This is a genomic window from Chryseobacterium sp. JAH (assembly GCF_001507335.1).
GTDB lineage: Bacteria > Bacteroidota > Bacteroidia > Flavobacteriales > Weeksellaceae > Chryseobacterium.
In genome coordinates this window covers 42,726-59,831 of the sequence record NZ_LMAH01000006.1, presented here as the reverse complement: position 1 = coordinate 59,831, position 17,106 = coordinate 42,726, and the positions used below count along the sequence as shown (strand labels likewise).

The window sequence follows — 17,106 nt, the reverse complement described above, 5'->3', positions numbered from 1 at the left end:
CTGAGTTCATCTCAAGGGTTATTAAACATTTTTTATGTCAAATATTGTTGCAATCGTTGGGCGTCCCAACGTAGGAAAATCCACACTTTTTAACCGTTTGCTTGAAAGAAGAGAAGCTATTGTAGATTCTACTTCGGGTGTTACCAGAGACCGTCATTACGGAAAATCTGACTGGAGTGGTGTAGACTTTACTGTTATCGATACAGGTGGTTATGAAGTAAACAGTGAAGACGTTTTTCAGGAAGAAATTTCAAAACAGGTTCAGCTGGCTATTGATGAGGCAACGTCAATTATTTTTATGATGAACGTTGAAGAAGGTCTTACAGATACCGACTACGAGATTCACGAAATGTTGAGGAGATCAAACAAGCCGGTTTATCATGTAATTAATAAGGTAGACTCTTCAAAAGAAGAATTGGCCGCTACAGAATTTTATCAGTTAGGAATTGAAAAATACTATACGTTGTCATCTGCAACAGGTTCAGGAACGGGAGAAATTCTTGATGCTGTAATTAATGACTTCCCGACTACAGATTATAAAGACCCTTTTGAAGGTCTTCCAAAAATTACTATTGCAGGTCGTCCTAACGTAGGGAAATCTACTTTGACAAATGCTTTGCTTGATGCTGAAAGAAACATCGTAACGGATGTTGCAGGTACTACACGAGACAGTATTCAGACACTTTATAATAAATTCGGACATGAATTTGTGTTGGTGGATACTGCCGGAATGCGTCGTAAATCTAAAGTAAATGAAGATTTAGAATTCTATTCTGTAATGAGATCCATTCGTTCCATCGAGTTTTCTGATGTTGTGATTATTATGGTTGATGCAACTTTAGGTTGGGAATCTCAGGATATGAATATTTTCGGTCTGGCTCAGAAAAACAGAAAAGGGATCGTCATCGTTGTGAACAAATGGGATTTGATTGAAGATAAAACAACCAATACCGTCAGAGATTTCGAACAGTCTATCAAAGAGAAAATCGGGCAGTTCAGTGATATTCCAATTCTTTTTGTTTCTGCTTTAACGAAACAGAGAATCCTGAAAGCTGTAGAAATGGCCATGGTAGTTTACGAAGACCGTAAGAAAAAAATCAAAACTTCAAAATTGAATGAAGTAATGCTTCCTATCTTCGAACGTACTCCGCCGCCAGCAAACAAGGGTAAATTTATTAAAATTAAATATTGTGTACAGTTGCCGACACCGTCGCCACAATTTGTATTCTTCTGTAATCTACCACAGTATGTAAAAGAAGCATATAAAAGATTTACAGAAAATCAGCTGAGAAAAGAATTTGGTTTCACCGGAGTTCCGATTGAAGTGTATTTCAGACAGAAATAATCGTATTCACTGCGATTTAAAATCATAAAAATAAATCCCTTTCAGAAAATTTCTGAAAGGGATTTATTTTATATTTCATAGTTTTGTTATAAGAATAATTAAAATTATGACGGTAGAGCTTTCTGAAACTTTTTCCCTAGTTAATTCATGGATTAACGAGCTTCGAAACGTAGAAATTCAGCATGACCGAATGAGATTCCGCAGAAATATGGAGCGCATCGGAGAAATTGCTGCTTTTGAAATCTCTAGAGATTTAGAAATAAAGGAAATAGAAATTCAAACGCCTTTAGATACAATAAAAGTTCAGGAGATTGCCGTTCAGCCAGTTATTACGACGATTTTAAGAGCCGGAGTTCCTTTATTTGAAGGAATTTTAAATTACTTCGACAAGGCTGATTGTGGTTTTGTAGCAGCCTACAGAAAGCATGATGCCAACGATTATTTTTCCATTAAACAGGATTATCTAACCTGCCCTAATATCGATGGAAGACCATTGATCGTTGCGGATCCAATGTTGGCAACTGGCGCATCTCTGATCGAAGCTATCAAAGATTTATTGACTAATGGAACGCCTTCCCAACTGCATATCGTTGTGGCAATCGCATCAAAACAAGGTGTTGAAACGATTGAAAAAGCATATCCACAGGCTAAAATCTGGGTGGGAGCTATTGATGAAAATTTAACGGCAAAAGGTTACATCACTCCAGGTTTGGGAGACGCAGGAGATTTGAGCTATGGTGAAAAATTACAGAGATAATTAAGGCAGATCCCAGAAATCTTGCATCAGATTGAGTAATAAGTCTGGTTGCGCTTTTTCGAGAGGATGCTTTGTGTTGGGAAGTACGGCCAATTTTCCTTTTGTAAGTTTTCTGTAAACTGCAGTGCTCTCTTCAATAGTAACCATATGATCCTGATCTCCGACCATAATCTGAACCGGAATTTCTATATTCTTTAAAATTTCATCATGTAACGGCGGATTTTTACCCAAAGAAATCATCATTTCGGCAATCGCAGGAAGTAATTTTTTCCAATTTGAACCATGTTGCGATTCTAATAATTCGGCATATTTTGGAATTTTTTCTAAAATAATCTCAGGATTAAGCATTTTACTTTCTTTGAATGCCTGTTCTTCTGTCCAGTCAAATTTGGTTCCCAATGTCATTACTGACTTTACTTTTCCGGGATTTTCCAAAGCATAACAAAGTGCAATATAGCCACCCATGCTGTGCCCGAAAATACAGAAATCATTTAAATTTTTCTCTTCAATAAATTCACTTAATTCCTGAATGTATGTTTCAATCGTAATTCCGTTTGGTGGCAGCTCTGTGTTTCCGTGTCCAGAAAATAATGGAGTATAAACATTGAAAGATTGTGAAAGCGCATTTAGATAAGGATTAAATAGATCACTGTGACCCAATGCACCATGTAGTAAAATAAGGTTTCTCATATAATTAGTTTATGGAAAATTAGCAAAAATATTTTAATCTAAACTATTCATCCATCGCCATTACCAGGACGCTCACTTTGTTATTTCCTTCTTTCAAAATTTCCCAAGCAATTGTTGCCAAAGTATTTCCGGTAGTAAAAACATCGTCAATCAGTAAAACATGGTGGTTAGAAATCTTTTTTTTCAATGAAAAGGTATTTTGAGTATCTAGACGGTGTTTTTTATCTTTCAACGCTTGAGCTTTTGAGTAATGATTTCTCTTCAGCAAATGATGCTCAAACGGAATTCCATAAAATTCAGACAGTGTTTTTGTAAACAGGTGCAATTGATTATAACCTCTTTCCTTTTCTTTCTTCGGATGAAGTGGCACACTTATCAGTATATCAGGTTTTTCGTTTTTAAAGCTTAATCTTTCTGTCACCCAATCCGCAAGAATTTTTCCTGTTTTTTCCCGACTTCTGTATTTTAATTGATGAATGATTTTTCTGCTGAGATTTTCCTGTTCAAACTGCATCAAAGCATATGCATGCTCAATAGGAAAGAGCAATTTACATTTTTCTTTTAAGCTGTTTTCGGATGAATAGTCAAAATGGGTGAAATGGATCTGTTCAAAACAGATATTACAGACAATTAAATTTCCATCTATGATTCTGTTGCAGTGAATACATCGGTTTGGAAAGAATAAATCTAAAATCATCAGTGTGTGTTTGAAGATAAAATTAATAAAAATTTCCATAAAGAAGCCGGTCGACTGAAATTCCAATTTTCTAATCAAATTCTCTATCTTTGCACCATGATACGTATTACAAAAATTTTTACATTCGAGACTGCTCATGTTTTATACAATTATGATGGGAAATGTAAAAATATGCACGGACATTCTTATAAACTTTTCGTTACCGTAAAGGGAAAACCAATCAATGATCTTGAAAATCCTAAAAACGGAATGGTCGTAGATTTTGGAGATATTAAAGCTATTGTAAAAGCTGAAATTGTTGATGTTTGGGATCATTCTGTGTTGATCAACGGTGTTTCTCCGCACAGAGAGATGGGTGAAGAATTGGAAAATAAAGGTCAGAAAGTGATTTACTGTAATTTTCAGCCAACCTGTGAAAACATGTTGTACGCCATCGCTGCAAAAATAAAATCAAAACTTCCTGCAGATGTTTCTTTAGCTTACTTAAAGCTACATGAAACAGAAAACTCTTACGGAGAATGGTTTGCAGAAGATAATCAATAATTTTTCTGAATTTAATATAGAAAAGTGCTAAAGACAACCATTAATCTAGAACCCGGAAAAAAAGTATATTTTGCTTCAGATCAGCATTTTGGTGCGCCGGATGTGAAGCAGAGCAAAGTTCGTGAGGAAAAATTTATTAGTTGGATGAATGAGATCAAAGAAGATGCTCAGGTTTTGTTTTTGATGGGTGATCTGTTTGATTTTTGGCATGAATGGAAACATGTAATTCCTAAAGGATATGTGCGTGTTCTCGGGAAAATTGCCGAGTTGAAAGACAGCGGGATTCACGTTTATTTTTTTGTGGGAAATCACGATCTTTGGATGAAAGATTATCTGGAAGAAGAGATTGGCTGTACCGTTTTTTACAAAAAGCAATATTTTGAAATTGCAGGAAAACAGTTTCTACTTGCTCACGGTGACGGTTTGGGGCCTGGTGATAAAGGGTATAAAAGAATGAAAAAAGTCTTTACCAATCCTGTGGCGCAGTGGTTTTTCAAATGGCTGCATCCCGATATTGCGATGAAGATTGCATTGTATATGTCTCAGAAGAATAAAATGATTTCCGGAGATGAAGACAAAGCGTTTTTGGGGGAGGATAAGGAGTTTCTGATCATTTACTCGAAAGAAAAACTGAAAACTGAAAAGATTGACTACTTTATCTATGGTCATCGTCATTTGCCGATGGTTTTAGATTTAAATCAAAATTCAAAATACATCAATCTGGGTGACTGGATTTCTTATTTCACATTCGGAGTTTTTCAATATGATTTTGAATTGAAAACTTTTGAGCAGAAATAAAAAATTACCTCCAAAGAGGTAATTCCTGAATAACAGTTTCTAAAGCTGTTATTTCTAATCCATATTCCGCAGAGTGAGTTGCAAGAACCTGACCAAATTTTAGTTTTACATATTAAATTAACATTAAAATCGGTATCAGGTTTCCTAAATGATTCAGAATGAATCAATAAGGCGTTAAAATTATTCTTAATTAAATTGAAAAGTATATTTGAAATAAAGACCGAACAAGAATTTCTGGATGTGGCGCTGACTACTTTTCGGTATCAATACAGAAACATTGAAATCTACAAAAAATTTGTTGATTATCTCAATATCGACGTAGAAGCGGTAAAGTCTATCGAAAAAATTCCATTTCTGCCAATTGAGATGTTTAAAAATCATCAGATTTTAGACAAAAGTATTTCCACGGATTTGTATTTTCAGAGTTCGGGAACTACGCAAATGAATTTGTCTAAACATTATATCGCTAACGAAAATATCTATCAGGAAAGTATCTATAAAAGTTTCGAACAGTTTATTGGCATCCCTGAAGACTTTATCTTTTTAGGATTGCTTCCAAGTTATCTTGAAAAGCAGAATTCATCATTAATTTACATGGTTGATTATCTGATGAAAAAATCAGACAAGGCTGAAAATGGATATTTTCTGTACAATCATGAAGAGTTGTTCAAGCTTCTCAATGAAGTAAATGATAAAAAAGTCATTCTTTTCGGAGTTTCTTTTGCGCTTTTAGATTTTCTTGATTATTGTGGTTCAAGCTCCTTAGTATTTCAAAATTCCAGCAATCTGATTGTTATAGAAACTGGCGGGATGAAAGGCCGTAAAGAAGAAATGACCAAAGATGAATTGCTTAAAATTCTTCAGGATGGTTTTAAAACTGAAAAAATATATTCAGAATATTCAATGACCGAACTGCTTTCACAGGCATATTCTTTAGGTGGAAATACGTATGAATGTCCCGAATGGATGCGGGTTTTGGTGAGAAATGTGGAAGATCCTCTCAGTTATGAAACTGCGGGAAAAACCGGAGCAATCAATATTATTGACTTGGCAAATATTCATTCCTGTTCGTTTATTGCTACGCAGGATTTGGGTAAATTGTTACCGGAGAATGACAAGAAATTTCAGGTCCTGGGAAGAATTGACCACTCTGATATTCGGGGTTGTAGTCTGTTGGTGAGTTAGTGGGTTTAAGAGTTATAGAGAGATGATTCTTTGCAGAGTTAATCACCTTTGCGAAAGAAGAATATATGCAATTATATAAAAGATCTTAGTGAACTTTGTATTAAAACTAAAAAAAGTGTTAAAGATTGAAGAGTTAGTTCATGCTTACATTCATGCAAATTGCGATTTTGAAAAAGAAATTGTATTGAGCAATCACTTCCATTCAGATTGGGAGGCTGATATGCTGATTATAGATTCTGAAGGTTTCAGCCATGAAATTGAAATTAAACTTTCGAAAAGTGATTTTAAAAATGATTTTAAAAAGTCATACATTAATACCAAAACCGGAGAAAAATTTCTGAAACATGACAAGATATGTTGTGGAGATTACGTCTGCAATGCGTTCAGTTTTTTACTGCCAATGGGAATGGTTGAGCATTCTCAAATTCCTGAACATTGTGGAATTATTGAATTTTACCATAACGCCGACAATTGGAATACTGAATTCTATTTGATCCGCGAGCCCAAAAAAGTACATGAAGATTCTTACTGGAACCTGAATGACAAAGATCTTTTTATCAGAAAAATGGCTTTAAATTTATTGCAGAGAAAATTAGAAATCAAAGGAAAGCATGAAGAACTTATATTCAAAAATCCTTTCGAAATAAAGAAGTTAAAATAGTAAATCCTGCCGTAAGACAGGATTTGTTTTTTTATATCTTATGAAATTATTTTGTCTGTTCTGGTCTTTCCATTAATAAATTGTAAGTAAAAGCCGCTGCAATGCCTCCCAGTACTGGTGCGACTACAAAAAGCCATAATTGTGAAAGGGCAGCACCCTGAGCGAAAATCGCCGGGCCTATACTTCTTGCCGGATTTACGGAAACTCCGGTTATTTTGATTCCGACAATATGAATCAAAACTAGTGAGAAACCAATGGCTAGACCTGCAAAACCACCGTTGATGTTTTTTGTGGATGTTGAACCTAAGATGACCATTAGGAAAATGAATGTAAATATAAATTCAGCGACAAAAGCTGCGGTCACGTTGTATGCATCAAGATATCCCGTTCCCCAACCGTTTGAGCCTAGAGCCCATTCTTTCATTTCTGCCCCAGGATGGTTAATGAAAATCACGTAAAGAATTCCTGCGCCGATAATGGCTCCAATGATTTGGGCGATAATGTATCGTATCGCTTCATCCATTTTCATTCTTCCCGCTGCGACCATTGCTATGGAAATTGCAGGATTAATGTGACACCCTGAAATGTGCCCAATTGCATAGGCCATCGCAATCACGCTCAGTCCAAAGGCAAAAGAAATTCCCAGAAATCCTACTCCTGTAGTGCCATCTGCGCCTGCAATCACTGCGCTTCCGCAGCCCATGAGAACAAGTACCATTGTGCCAAGCATCTCGGCAACAAATTTTGAAGTTTTTGAAATCATCTTTTTATGTATTTTAAATTGTGTATGTAAAATTACGAAAATTAATTATTCAAAATTATTTGAAATTACATACATATAATATTGTTATTTGTGATTATTGCTGATTATTTTGTTGGTAAATTAACTGTAATTATGACTTTTTATTTATTCTCAAAAAGTTTAGTCTTCTCATTAAATTAATATCTTTGTCAACAACAAAATCTGCTATTTTCACGTTTAAATCGTCAAAGTAATTCGTATGAGGAAATTTCTGTATATCATTCCATTGGCATTTCATCAGCTTGTATACAGTCAGGCATCAAAGAAAAAACTTCCCTGCTATGATCTTACACAAGTTTTAAAAGTGGAACCGACTTTTCTGTACAAACCACATTTAGATGCTTCCAGAAGTTTTAATGTCAGTATTCTAAAAAATACATCGCAAGTTCAGAAGTACATCAATAAAGGGAAATTTCATACAGTTAAGAAAACGGGAAAAGGATACCGTGTTCAAAAATTAGATTACAGCAGAGCATGTCTGGTTTTAAAAGCGAAAACAATTTTAGAAAAAATAGGATCCAGATTCAGTAAAGAAAACAAAGGAAACACATTTACCGTTTCATCAATCACCCGAACGTTGGAAGATCAGTGCAGATTAAGAAAAGTTAATGCCAATGCATCATTGGGGATCAGTTCGCATAATTATGGAAATTCATTTGATATTTCTTATGTGAGATTTAATAATAAGCTTAAAACAAATCCAAAACTCGAGGTTGCTTTAGAAAAAGTTTTAAAATATTATGTTGCTGCCGGTCGTATTTATTACATCAAAGAAAGGCAACAAAGCTGTTTTCACATCACCGTTAGGAATTATTAAATTTAAAGTCCTTTATTTTGCGTATTTTTGCACCCGAAAAATATTCAGTACACATTATTCATCATTAATTACTCATAAAGATGCTTTCGGTTCAAGGTTTAGGCTTACATCATTCGGGAAACTACTTGTTTCAAAACGTGAATTTCACCATTAAAAAGGATGATAAAATTGGTTTGGTTGGTAAAAATGGAGCAGGGAAATCTACGCTTCTGAAAATGCTTTCCGGCGAAATTACTTTCTATGAAGGAAATATCGTTCCTGAAGGAAATATTACCATTGGATTCCTGAAACAGGATCTTGATTTTGTGAAAGGGAGAACCGTTTGGAATGAAACCATGCAGGCTTTTGAGCAAATCAATGCTTGGAAAGAAGAACTCGAAGAAATCAATCATCAATTGACTGTAAGAACTGATTACGAAAGTGATGCTTATACCGATCTGATCAACAGAATGACCGATCTGAATGACCTTTTGATGCATCATGACGCCTATAATCTTGAAGGTGATATTGAAAAAGTTCTATTCGGATTAGGATTTAAAGCAGATGATTTCCAAAAAATCACTGATGAATTTTCCGGAGGTTGGAGAATGAGAATTGAATTGGCAAAATTGCTTCTCCAAAAGAATGATCTGATGCTTCTCGATGAGCCTACCAACCACTTGGATATGGAGTCAATCATTTGGTTAGAAAACTTCCTGAAAGATTATCCCGGAGGAATTCTTTTGGTAAGTCACGATAAACAGTTTATGACAGCGGTTTGTAACAGGACTTTTGATGTCAATAACAGAAAAGTAGACGATTACAAAGCCAATTATTCTAAATATTTGGTGATGCGTGAAGACCGCCGTGAAAAACTGATTCAGGCTAAAAAGAATCAGGATGCGGAAATCAAGCAGATGGAAGATAACATCAACAAATTCCGCGCAAGTGCGACCAAAGCTTCTTTTGCACAGTCTTTGATTAAAAAATTAGATAAAATAGAGCGTATCGAGGTTGATAACGAAGACGTTTCTAAATTCAATATCCGTTTCGTACAGTCTCAAGTTCCTGGGAAAGTTATTTTCGAAGCTGAAAATCTTGGGAAAGCTTACGGTCAGAAACAAATCTTTGACGATGTAGACTTTATCGTTCAGAGAGGCGACAGAATTGCTCTTCTTGGACAGAACGGACAGGGGAAAACAACTTTAGCGAAAATTCTTTCGGGAGATATTAAAGATTATTCAGGAAACTGGAACTTAGGTCACAATGTCAATATTGGTTATTTTGCTCAAAACCAGGAAGAAGTTTTAACTCCAAACAAAACTGTTCAGGAAGAGGCAGAAGATGCAGCAACCGAAGAGACAAGACCAAGGGTAAGAGATTTGTTGGGATCTTTCCTTTTTCAGGGTGAAGCGGTCAACAAAAAGACGAAAGTACTTTCCGGAGGTGAAAGAAACCGTCTGGCACTTTGTAAATTATTATTACGTCCGTTCAATACTTTGATTATGGATGAGCCTACGAATCACCTGGATATTCAGTCTAAGGAGATCATTAAATTGGCTCTACAGAAGTTTGAAGGTACGTTAATTGTAATTTCTCACGATAGAGAATTTTTACAGGGACTTTGCGATAAGATTTACGAATTCCGTGATGGACATATGAAAGAATTCTTAGGAGATATCAACGAATATCTTGAGTTCAGACAGAAAGAAAGCATCCGTGAAATTTCTGCTGAAAAAGCAAAGCTTCATAGTGATGATGTTAAGGTGAAAGTTGAGGTTAAATCTGAACCTAAAGCTGATGTTCCAACCACAACCATTGTAAGCAAAGAGCAGAAAAGTATTCAGAATAAACTGAAGAAAGTAGAAGAGAAAATTTCTGAACTGGAAACTGTAATCGAAAACTTCGAAGCATCTTTCACCAAAGAAAATCCTTCTGAAGAAACTTTAGAAAAATACAATAAAACCAAAGAAGAGCTTGATCTTGCATTGCAGGAATGGGAGCATTTGGGAACGCAGTTAGACTAATTTTTAACGAAATATAAATCATAAGGATGGGTTTTTGGCTCATCCTTTTTTTGTGAAAACAGAGTTCTGCATTTCTAAAGCGTATCAATTAGTAAAAGCGTCATCTTTGTAGAAAGATATTTGGTCATTATTTTTGAACTCGGTATGAAATGCACTTCATTATAAAAAGATAATCATCATTAAATAACCACAATTTAATCTTTAATTAAAATCCTTTAAAATATTATTCCTATTTTTGCCAAATGATTTTCAAGGAAAGCAGACAACTAAAAAGCTTTATCTCCAAACTGATGTTTGGGATTTACTTTTTTGCTTTGTTTTCTTCAAGCTTTCACAGTCATGATTCCGCTGATGTTTTTATAGGTTTTAATCTAAAAAAATCAGAGAACAACATATCAAAATCTGAAACTAAAGAAAAAGCCGGCGACTGTTTGGCTTGTCATTTCTTGGCAACTGGAAATACTTTAATTCCTGAAGAATTTAGCTTTGCTTTTGAAAGTTACACACATGAGGTTGAGCAAATTATTGCTGTTCAGGAAAGAATTTGGTCTCAGACAAAATTCACTTTTCAACTTCGTGGTCCACCCACAATTTCTTAATCACCGATTTACTTACCGGATTTTTTTTAATTTAAATTTTAGAATTTAATAATTTAAATGCTTGATGTATTTAAATGGATGTATTCATTGCTTTTGAACCATTAAAGAAATTAAGTTCTATTAAGATAAAATCAAATAGATTTTTGTTTAGCATTATTAAAAGTGAAGCTCAGCTTAACTATTTTAAACTTCTTAATAAAGAATCTTCATGGTTGAATTAACACTGATCATTCATCATTTTCTAAAAGTAAAATCATTCAAAAATTGAATGCTTACTGATTTAATTTAAGCCAAAATCCAATCAATTTTTTTTAACGAACAATACTTAACGGTTGTTGCAAATCATCAGGAATGTTGATTTGAGTCTGTCTGCTAAAGCTAATAGTTAACAACCTAAGTAAAAGCAAGCTATTTACAATGAAACTGATTTATAGTGTATTGCTGATCCTTTGTGGGTTGGTATTTACAAATGCACAGAAAACTTTCACTGTTCAGGGGACAGTTCAGGATTTTCACGATAAAACCATGCTCGAAAATGCTGTGGTAAAATTGGGAGATTTCACTGCCAAAACAGATAAAAGCGGAAAGTTTTCTTTCAATAAAATTCCTTCAGGGAATTACAAACTCATTGCAAAGCATCCTGATTGTAATGATTATACTGAAAATGTAGGAGTTACACATGATGTGCACTTAGCCATTACTTTAGAACACCACATTGGTGATATAGAAGCGGTTACGGTGCACGGAAATCACAAAACCAAAGGTTCAGTGATTATGCAGACACTGTCTCACTCTGATATTGAAAGAAATTCAACTGAAAATTTGGGTAATCTTTTATCAAAAATATCTGGAATTACGGCACTTAAAACAGGAAACAATATTGCAAAACCTGTGATTCACGGTTTGTACGGAAGCCGAATTGCAATTGTGAATAATGGTGTGAAGATGGCGGAACAGGAGTGGGGTGTAGAGCATGCTCCCAATGTGGATGTGAATGACTTTGAGCACATCGATGTCGTGAAAGGTGCAGCTGCATTAAAATATGGAAGCGATGCCGTGGGTGGAGCAGTGGTTTTGGAGCCTGCTGTTTTACCTAAAAGAGATACCATCATGGGAAGTGTCAAGCTTTCGGGTATTTCTAACGGTAGAGGTGGGGAGATGGCAGCGAATGTCGCTAAAACATGGCAAAACCAATGGTTTGTAAAAACTGGTGGAAGTTATAAGAAGGTGGGAGATTTATACATTCCACATCACACGTTGCAGAATACAGGAGCGGAGGTGAATTCTTTTAATTTCTCTTTTGGAAATCACGGGTTCATGCAGGGTTTCGACGTGTCATACAGCGGAATCAATCAGGAGTTTGGGATTTTTAAGGGCGCGCATATTGGAAATAATTTAGATTTTAGAAATGTCTTCAAGTTTGGACAGCCTTATTACCTTGATAATTTCAGTTATGATATTGTGAACCCGAAACAGGAAGTTGAGCATCATATTGCAAAGCTGGCTGCTTACAAGCGTTTTGAAAACTTTGGAAAACTAAGCTTTCAATACAGTTTCCAGTTGAATCGCCGTAAGGAATTTGATATCAGGAGAGGCGAGCTTAATGAACTTCCTTCCATGGATTTAAGATTGATTACACATTCTGCAAGTCTTACTCATCTTCTGGAAAGAGGAAACTGGAGTTTAGAAAGTGGTCTTTCGGCAGGTTTTCAGGATAATTATCCGAACCCTTCAACCAAAGCAAGACGTCTAATTCCTGATTATTACAGATATGATGCAGGAGCTTTTTCTGTATTTAAATATAAATTCAGTTCAAAGCTCAATGCAGAAGCCGGCGCGAGATATGATTTCAGTAGATATGATGCTTACAAATATTATGATGCCACAGACTGGGATGATAAATTTGCCAGTCTTTTTCCTCAGTTTTTTGTACAGGAATTTGACAGTAGAATTTTGACGCGCCCTATCTTAGACTATCATAATTTTTCTGCCAATTTGGGATTCAATTATAAACCGAATGCTGCTTTTGAATTTAAATTAAACTTCGCAAGAGCAGACAGAACCCCGAATCCGGCGGAGCTTTTCTCCGATGGGCTTCATCATTCTGCTGCCATTATTGAAGAGGGAGATTTGTCTATTCAGAAAGAGACAGTATATAATGCAAATCTTTCGATGATAGGAAAGTTCAATATCTTAAAGGGATTACATATTGAGGTTAATCCTTATTATATGATTTCAGATAGTTTTATCAATCAAATTCCTACTGGTATTGAATCTTCAAACAGAGGTGTTTTTCAGGTTTGGAGCTATCAGCAGATTAAAGCGAGGATTTTTGGAATTGATGCCGATGCCGAACTTAATATTCTGGATAATCTAAAATGGAATACGAGTTTTAGTGCATTGAAAGGGGATGATCTCACCCATGACGAACCTTTGATCTTAATGATGCCGGCTAATCTGAGAAATGCGGTTGAGTTTAAATTGAATGCTCCCAAAAACTTCTACGTACGCTTGGAGAACGAAAGTGTATTCAGTCAGAAACGTTTCCCTATCAGAAATCAAAATCTTGATTTTATTGAAAATGGAACTACTTTCAATGAAGAACTTGACCTAAGTACTCCTCCTTCAGCATATACATTATTCAATGCATCTGTAGGTGCAGACCTATTTAAAAATCTGAATCTTAATTTCAGAATCAATAACATTTTTAATACAGAGTATCGTGAGTATCTTAACAGACTGAGATATTTTATGCCGGAATCCGGACGAAACTTTATCGTTACTCTCAAATACAAATTCTAATTATTAATACTTAAAATTAAATTTAAAATGAAAAAATTATTCAACATAACCCTATTACTTTTAGCTACAGTTTTTATCTTATCATGTAGAAACGGAGATGATGATATTCCTGAAGATATCCATGATCATGATGAAATAGGTAAAGTGGTATTGACACTAACCAATAAAGCTGATGCAGCAGATGTACAGACGGTTAATGTGATCGGAGGGGTAGCAGATGAGCATCTTCACCTGCATCAGGGCGATACGTATATTGCGGTACTTGATTTCCAAATCAAGCATGACGACCACTATCATTCTTCTGATGAGATTGAGGAAGAAAAAGACCACCATTTTATTGTATTTAACCCTGCTGATGCAGACATCACTTTGATCAGAGCTGCAAACGATATTGTAAGAACTGACGGTCAAAAGTTAGGTTTGAAAACAGAATGGAAGATTAATTCGACACAACCAACAGGTAAAATGAATATTAAATTAATTCATGGCCCTACATCAGTTAACCAGAATTATCCTTCTGCATCTAATCAGTTAGGACAGACGGTTGGAGGAGAAACAGATGTTGACATTACGGTTGACGCACATTAAAAGTTTTTTAAAACTAGATTTTTAATATTACACAAAGACACTATTCTATAGTGTCTTTTTTATTTTAACGTATTATAACAAAAGGAATGGCTTGTTTTAATAAAAAATTCATATTTTTGCAACCTAAAATTTTAATCAATAATGAAGGTTACCGCAAAAAACCATGATGATGTAAGTGCATTGCTTACAGTAACATTGGAGAAATCTGACTACAAAGAAAAAGTAGAAAAGCAATTGATTAATTATGCTAAAAACGCACAGGTTCCTGGTTTCAGAAAAGGAAAAGTGCCTTTGAGTATGGTTAGAAAGCAATATGAAGCAGGGATTGCATTCGAAGAGATCAACAAACAAGTTTCTGATGCTTTGAATAACTATATCAACGAAAACAAATTAAGACTAGTAGGTCAGCCAGTACCTCAGCCGGTGAATGATTTCAACCATAATGCTGAGAAATTGGAAGTTGCTTTCGAAGTAGGTTACGAACCAGAATTTACTATAGATTTGGCTAAATATGAAGCTCCTCACTACAAAGTGGAAGCTTCTGATAAAGAAATCAGCAAAAGCATCGAGAACATGCAGAAGCGTTTTGCAGAGCAAGTTCCTCAAGACAAAATCACTAAAGATTCTTACATCAACTTAGAGATTTCTCAGGTTGTAGAAGAAGATGCTGAAGGTGAGCACCACCACCATCCAAAAAATGCTACCATTACTGCTGAAAACAAAGATGCTTTCAAATTGGTAAAAGGTCTTAAAATGGATGAGTCTGTGAAGGTTTCTAAAGAAACTTTGGCTGCTGACGAAAACTTGGCTAAAGAATTAGGATTCACTAAAGAAGAGGCTGAGCACTTACACCACGCTGAAGTTGAAGTTAAAGTTAAAGATTTCTACAGTCTAAACTTAGCAGAACTTAACGAAGAATTATTCGATAAAGTTTACGGCGAAGGAAACATCAAAACAGAGGAAGAGCTTAAAGACAAAGTAAAAACTGAGTTAGATGAATACTTCCAGCAGAATGCAGACGTACACTTTGTAAACAAAGTATTGGAGCAGGTTTCTGAAAAAGAGGAAGTAAAACTTCCTGAGTCTTTCTTGACGAAGTGGTTGGTATTCTCAAACCAGAACATCCAGTCTGAAGAGCAGGCAAAAGAAATTCTTGAAGCTGAGAAAACTCAATTGAAATATCAGATCATTGAAGGTAAGTTGATGTCTGATAACAATATCCAGTTAGATTATGCTGACGTTTTAGCTCAGGCTGAGCAGTTGGTAAGAAACCAGTTGGCTATCTACGGAATTCACCACTTAGGAGACGAAGAAGTTCAGAAATATGCTGCTGAAATGTTGAAAGACCAAGAGCAGGTAAGACAAATTTCTTCTGAGGTTGCAATGGCTAAGTTGAAAGACGTAATTCTTGAAAAAGCTACTAAAAAAGAAACTGCAATTTCGCACGACGAGTTCTTAGAAGAGTTGAAGAAGTAATTTACTTTTTACCTATAAAATTAAACCCACCTATATGGTGGGTTTCTTCGTTATAGTATGATTTTGTGAAAATACAGCATTAGATTTTTACAATAATTTGTATTTTTATTATTATTAAAATTTTTGATTATGATAATAAATTTACCATTTTTATACAAATTTAAGAAGGGAAATCATTATTTTAAAGCTTATTTTATCCTTTCTCCATTGAGGGCTGCCTTCTTAGTATTCCTCTTGACGGCAAATATGTATGCGCAGAATTCTGTAGTTATTCCCAACAGTACAATAAACTCATCTGTCATTGTTCCGTTCTCAAATACTGCAACGACATACCAATCCATTATTGATGATTCTCAACTTGCTTCGCTGTCGGGCAAATATATCAATTCCATATCATTTAGGTTGCCAACCTCATTGTCTTCGTCCTGGCCTTCTACTAATATTGCGTATCCAAACTTCCAGGTATTTTTAAGTAATGGAGTAGATCCAGCTAACAGACAACTTAATTTTGCATTAAATGTTGTAGGGACGCAGACTCTTGTAAGGTCTGGGAGCTTGATTATTCCTGCAGGTTCTTTTACTGTGGGGAGTACGCCCAATGCATTCAGCTATGATATCGTTTTTGATACCCCTTACTTATATAATAACGGGAATAATCTGGTTGTGGAAATACGTCATACAGGAAACGGCGTAAGTACACAGACTTCTGTAGATTCTGTACATCAAAGCGCACCAGGCCAAGGTACATTATTCACCGCTTGTTATCAGACTGCGAGTTTGGTTTCGCCCTGTAATTTTGGATATATCAAAATAAATGCTCAGGATGAATTAGGGGTGCAATCTGTTGTAATTATTAATGATTTCTCTGTCTATCCCAATCCGGCAAAAGATTTTATTTATCTAAAATCTGCGGGAGATATTAAAAAAATTACCATTTTAAATATTGTAGGTCAGCAAATAATGTCACTCAGCAACTCTTTAGAAGAACCCAAAATTGATATTTCTTATCTTGAAAAAGGAGTTTACATTATTCAGATGATGACCAAAGCAGGGGCATTTTCTTCTTCAAAATTTATTAAAGAATGATTTTGAAAAAAGTCTTTTAGAATGATTTTTTTAAATTAAAAATTCGAAGTCAAGCATGATTTTTTTTAAATTAAAAATTCGAAGTCTCAGTAATAAATAAAATCGTGAATAATGGAAGTCTTTGTGCTTCTCTTTTCTAATGAAGAAAGGATATAAATTTCCGATTTTGATGGAATTGGAAGAATAAGACGTATCGGCAATAATCTATTGCTTCTGTATTACCTACTTAAATAGCATCTTACGACTAGTTTATC

Annotated in this window: 16 protein-coding genes; 13 read left to right on the top strand and 3 right to left on the bottom strand. The window is 35.1% G+C overall.

What is annotated here, in order from left to right; translation table 11 throughout:
• The first annotated feature begins 34 nt into the window (after positions 1-34).
• Positions 35-1,345 carry a ribosome biogenesis GTPase Der gene (gene der / locus AR685_RS12915; protein ID WP_047444519.1) on the top strand — a complete coding sequence of 437 codons (1,311 nt, stop codon included), beginning with the start codon at positions 35-37 and terminating at the stop codon, positions 1,343-1,345.
• 106 nt (positions 1,346-1,451) lie between these two features.
• Positions 1,452-2,102 carry a uracil phosphoribosyltransferase gene (upp, locus tag AR685_RS12910; protein ID WP_059124828.1) on the top strand — a complete coding sequence of 217 codons (651 nt, stop codon included), beginning with the start codon at positions 1,452-1,454 and terminating at the stop codon, positions 2,100-2,102.
• Here upp and AR685_RS12905 read toward each other — a convergent pair whose 3' ends face one another.
• Both AR685_RS12905 and AR685_RS12900 read right to left on the bottom strand, forming a co-directional pair.
• Complete coding sequence (locus tag AR685_RS12905) at positions 2,103-2,792, bottom strand: alpha/beta fold hydrolase (protein WP_059124827.1); 690 nt, start codon at positions 2,790-2,792, stop codon at positions 2,103-2,105. It lies immediately after the preceding gene.
• Positions 2,793-2,835: 43 nt separating this feature from the next.
• On the bottom strand, positions 2,836-3,489 hold the full coding sequence (locus AR685_RS12900; protein ID WP_059124929.1) for a ComF family protein: 654 nt from the start codon (positions 3,487-3,489) through the stop codon (positions 2,836-2,838).
• 96 nt (positions 3,490-3,585) lie between these two features.
• On the opposite strand from AR685_RS12900, the gene AR685_RS12895 reads away from it, so the two are divergent.
• From AR685_RS12895 to AR685_RS12880, 4 genes are all read left to right on the top strand, one after another.
• Positions 3,586-4,032, top strand: coding sequence for a 6-pyruvoyl trahydropterin synthase family protein (locus AR685_RS12895; RefSeq protein WP_047445211.1), 447 nt, complete (start codon positions 3,586-3,588; stop codon positions 4,030-4,032).
• Between the two features lie 24 nt (positions 4,033-4,056).
• Positions 4,057-4,830, top strand: a complete 774-nt coding sequence (locus tag AR685_RS12890; RefSeq protein WP_059124826.1) for a UDP-2,3-diacylglucosamine diphosphatase — start codon at positions 4,057-4,059, stop codon at positions 4,828-4,830.
• Positions 4,831-5,025: 195 nt separating this feature from the next.
• Positions 5,026-6,015 carry an acyltransferase gene (locus AR685_RS12885; protein WP_047444511.1) on the top strand — a complete coding sequence of 330 codons (990 nt, stop codon included), beginning with the start codon at positions 5,026-5,028 and terminating at the stop codon, positions 6,013-6,015.
• A 115-nt stretch (positions 6,016-6,130) separates the two neighbouring features.
• Positions 6,131-6,676 (top strand): hypothetical protein, encoded by a 546-nt coding sequence (locus AR685_RS12880; protein ID WP_059124825.1) that lies wholly within the window; start codon positions 6,131-6,133, stop codon positions 6,674-6,676.
• Positions 6,677-6,722: 46 nt separating this feature from the next.
• Here AR685_RS12880 and aqpZ read toward each other — a convergent pair whose 3' ends face one another.
• A complete protein-coding gene (aqpZ, locus tag AR685_RS12875; protein WP_047444509.1) occupies positions 6,723-7,439 on the bottom strand; it encodes an aquaporin Z in 717 nt (238 codons plus the stop codon).
• A gap of 238 nt (positions 7,440-7,677) precedes the next feature.
• Here aqpZ and AR685_RS12870 point away from each other — a divergent pair, with 238 nt between their 5' ends.
• The 7 genes from AR685_RS12870 (at position 7,678) to AR685_RS12840 (ending at position 16,852) form a co-directional block, all read left to right on the top strand.
• Positions 7,678-8,295 (top strand): DUF5715 family protein, encoded by a 618-nt coding sequence (locus tag AR685_RS12870; protein ID WP_059124824.1) that lies wholly within the window; start codon positions 7,678-7,680, stop codon positions 8,293-8,295.
• Between the two features lie 80 nt (positions 8,296-8,375).
• A complete protein-coding gene (locus tag AR685_RS12865) occupies positions 8,376-10,301 on the top strand; it encodes an ABC-F family ATP-binding cassette domain-containing protein (RefSeq protein ID WP_059124823.1) in 1,926 nt (641 codons plus the stop codon).
• Between the two features lie 242 nt (positions 10,302-10,543).
• Positions 10,544-10,900 (top strand): hypothetical protein, encoded by a 357-nt coding sequence (locus AR685_RS12860; protein WP_059124822.1) that lies wholly within the window; start codon positions 10,544-10,546, stop codon positions 10,898-10,900.
• 417 nt (positions 10,901-11,317) lie between these two features.
• Positions 11,318-13,702 carry a TonB-dependent receptor gene (locus tag AR685_RS12855; RefSeq protein WP_059124821.1) on the top strand — a complete coding sequence of 795 codons (2,385 nt, stop codon included), beginning with the start codon at positions 11,318-11,320 and terminating at the stop codon, positions 13,700-13,702.
• A gap of 27 nt (positions 13,703-13,729) precedes the next feature.
• Entirely contained in the window at positions 13,730-14,290 is a 561-nt protein-coding gene (locus AR685_RS12850) for a hypothetical protein (protein ID WP_047444503.1), read from the top strand.
• Between the two features lie 141 nt (positions 14,291-14,431).
• The gene (locus AR685_RS12845) at positions 14,432-15,766 is read left to right on the top strand and encodes a trigger factor (protein WP_047444502.1); all 1,335 of its coding nucleotides are present in this window, start codon (positions 14,432-14,434) and stop codon (positions 15,764-15,766) included.
• A gap of 129 nt (positions 15,767-15,895) precedes the next feature.
• Positions 15,896-16,852, top strand: coding sequence for a T9SS type A sorting domain-containing protein (locus tag AR685_RS12840; protein WP_059124820.1), 957 nt, complete (start codon positions 15,896-15,898; stop codon positions 16,850-16,852).
• The last annotated feature ends 254 nt before the right edge of the window (positions 16,853-17,106 follow it).

What these genes read in the sequence shown, in the direction of transcription:
- AR685_RS12850 (WP_047444503.1), top strand. Translation starts at nt 13,730, where the DNA reads ATGAAAAAATTATTCAACATAACCCTATTACTTTTAGCTACAGTTTTT.
- AR685_RS12840 (WP_059124820.1), top strand. Translation starts at nt 15,896, where the DNA reads ATGATAATAAATTTACCATTTTTATACAAATTTAAGAAGGGAAATCAT.
- AR685_RS12845 (WP_047444502.1), top strand. Translation starts at nt 14,432, where the DNA reads ATGAAGGTTACCGCAAAAAACCATGATGATGTAAGTGCATTGCTTACA.
- der (WP_047444519.1), top strand. Translation starts at nt 35, where the DNA reads ATGTCAAATATTGTTGCAATCGTTGGGCGTCCCAACGTAGGAAAATCC.
- upp (WP_059124828.1), top strand. Translation starts at nt 1,452, where the DNA reads ATGACGGTAGAGCTTTCTGAAACTTTTTCCCTAGTTAATTCATGGATT.
- AR685_RS12900 (WP_059124929.1), bottom strand. Translation starts at nt 3,489, where the DNA reads ATGATTTTAGATTTATTCTTTCCAAACCGATGTATTCACTGCAACAGA.
- AR685_RS12895 (WP_047445211.1), top strand. Translation starts at nt 3,586, where the DNA reads ATGATACGTATTACAAAAATTTTTACATTCGAGACTGCTCATGTTTTA.
- AR685_RS12870 (WP_059124824.1), top strand. Translation starts at nt 7,678, where the DNA reads ATGAGGAAATTTCTGTATATCATTCCATTGGCATTTCATCAGCTTGTA.
- AR685_RS12905 (WP_059124827.1), bottom strand. Translation starts at nt 2,792, where the DNA reads ATGAGAAACCTTATTTTACTACATGGTGCATTGGGTCACAGTGATCTA.
- AR685_RS12860 (WP_059124822.1), top strand. Translation starts at nt 10,544, where the DNA reads ATGATTTTCAAGGAAAGCAGACAACTAAAAAGCTTTATCTCCAAACTG.
- AR685_RS12865 (WP_059124823.1), top strand. Translation starts at nt 8,376, where the DNA reads ATGCTTTCGGTTCAAGGTTTAGGCTTACATCATTCGGGAAACTACTTG.
- aqpZ (WP_047444509.1), bottom strand. Translation starts at nt 7,439, where the DNA reads ATGATTTCAAAAACTTCAAAATTTGTTGCCGAGATGCTTGGCACAATG.
- AR685_RS12855 (WP_059124821.1), top strand. Translation starts at nt 11,318, where the DNA reads ATGAAACTGATTTATAGTGTATTGCTGATCCTTTGTGGGTTGGTATTT.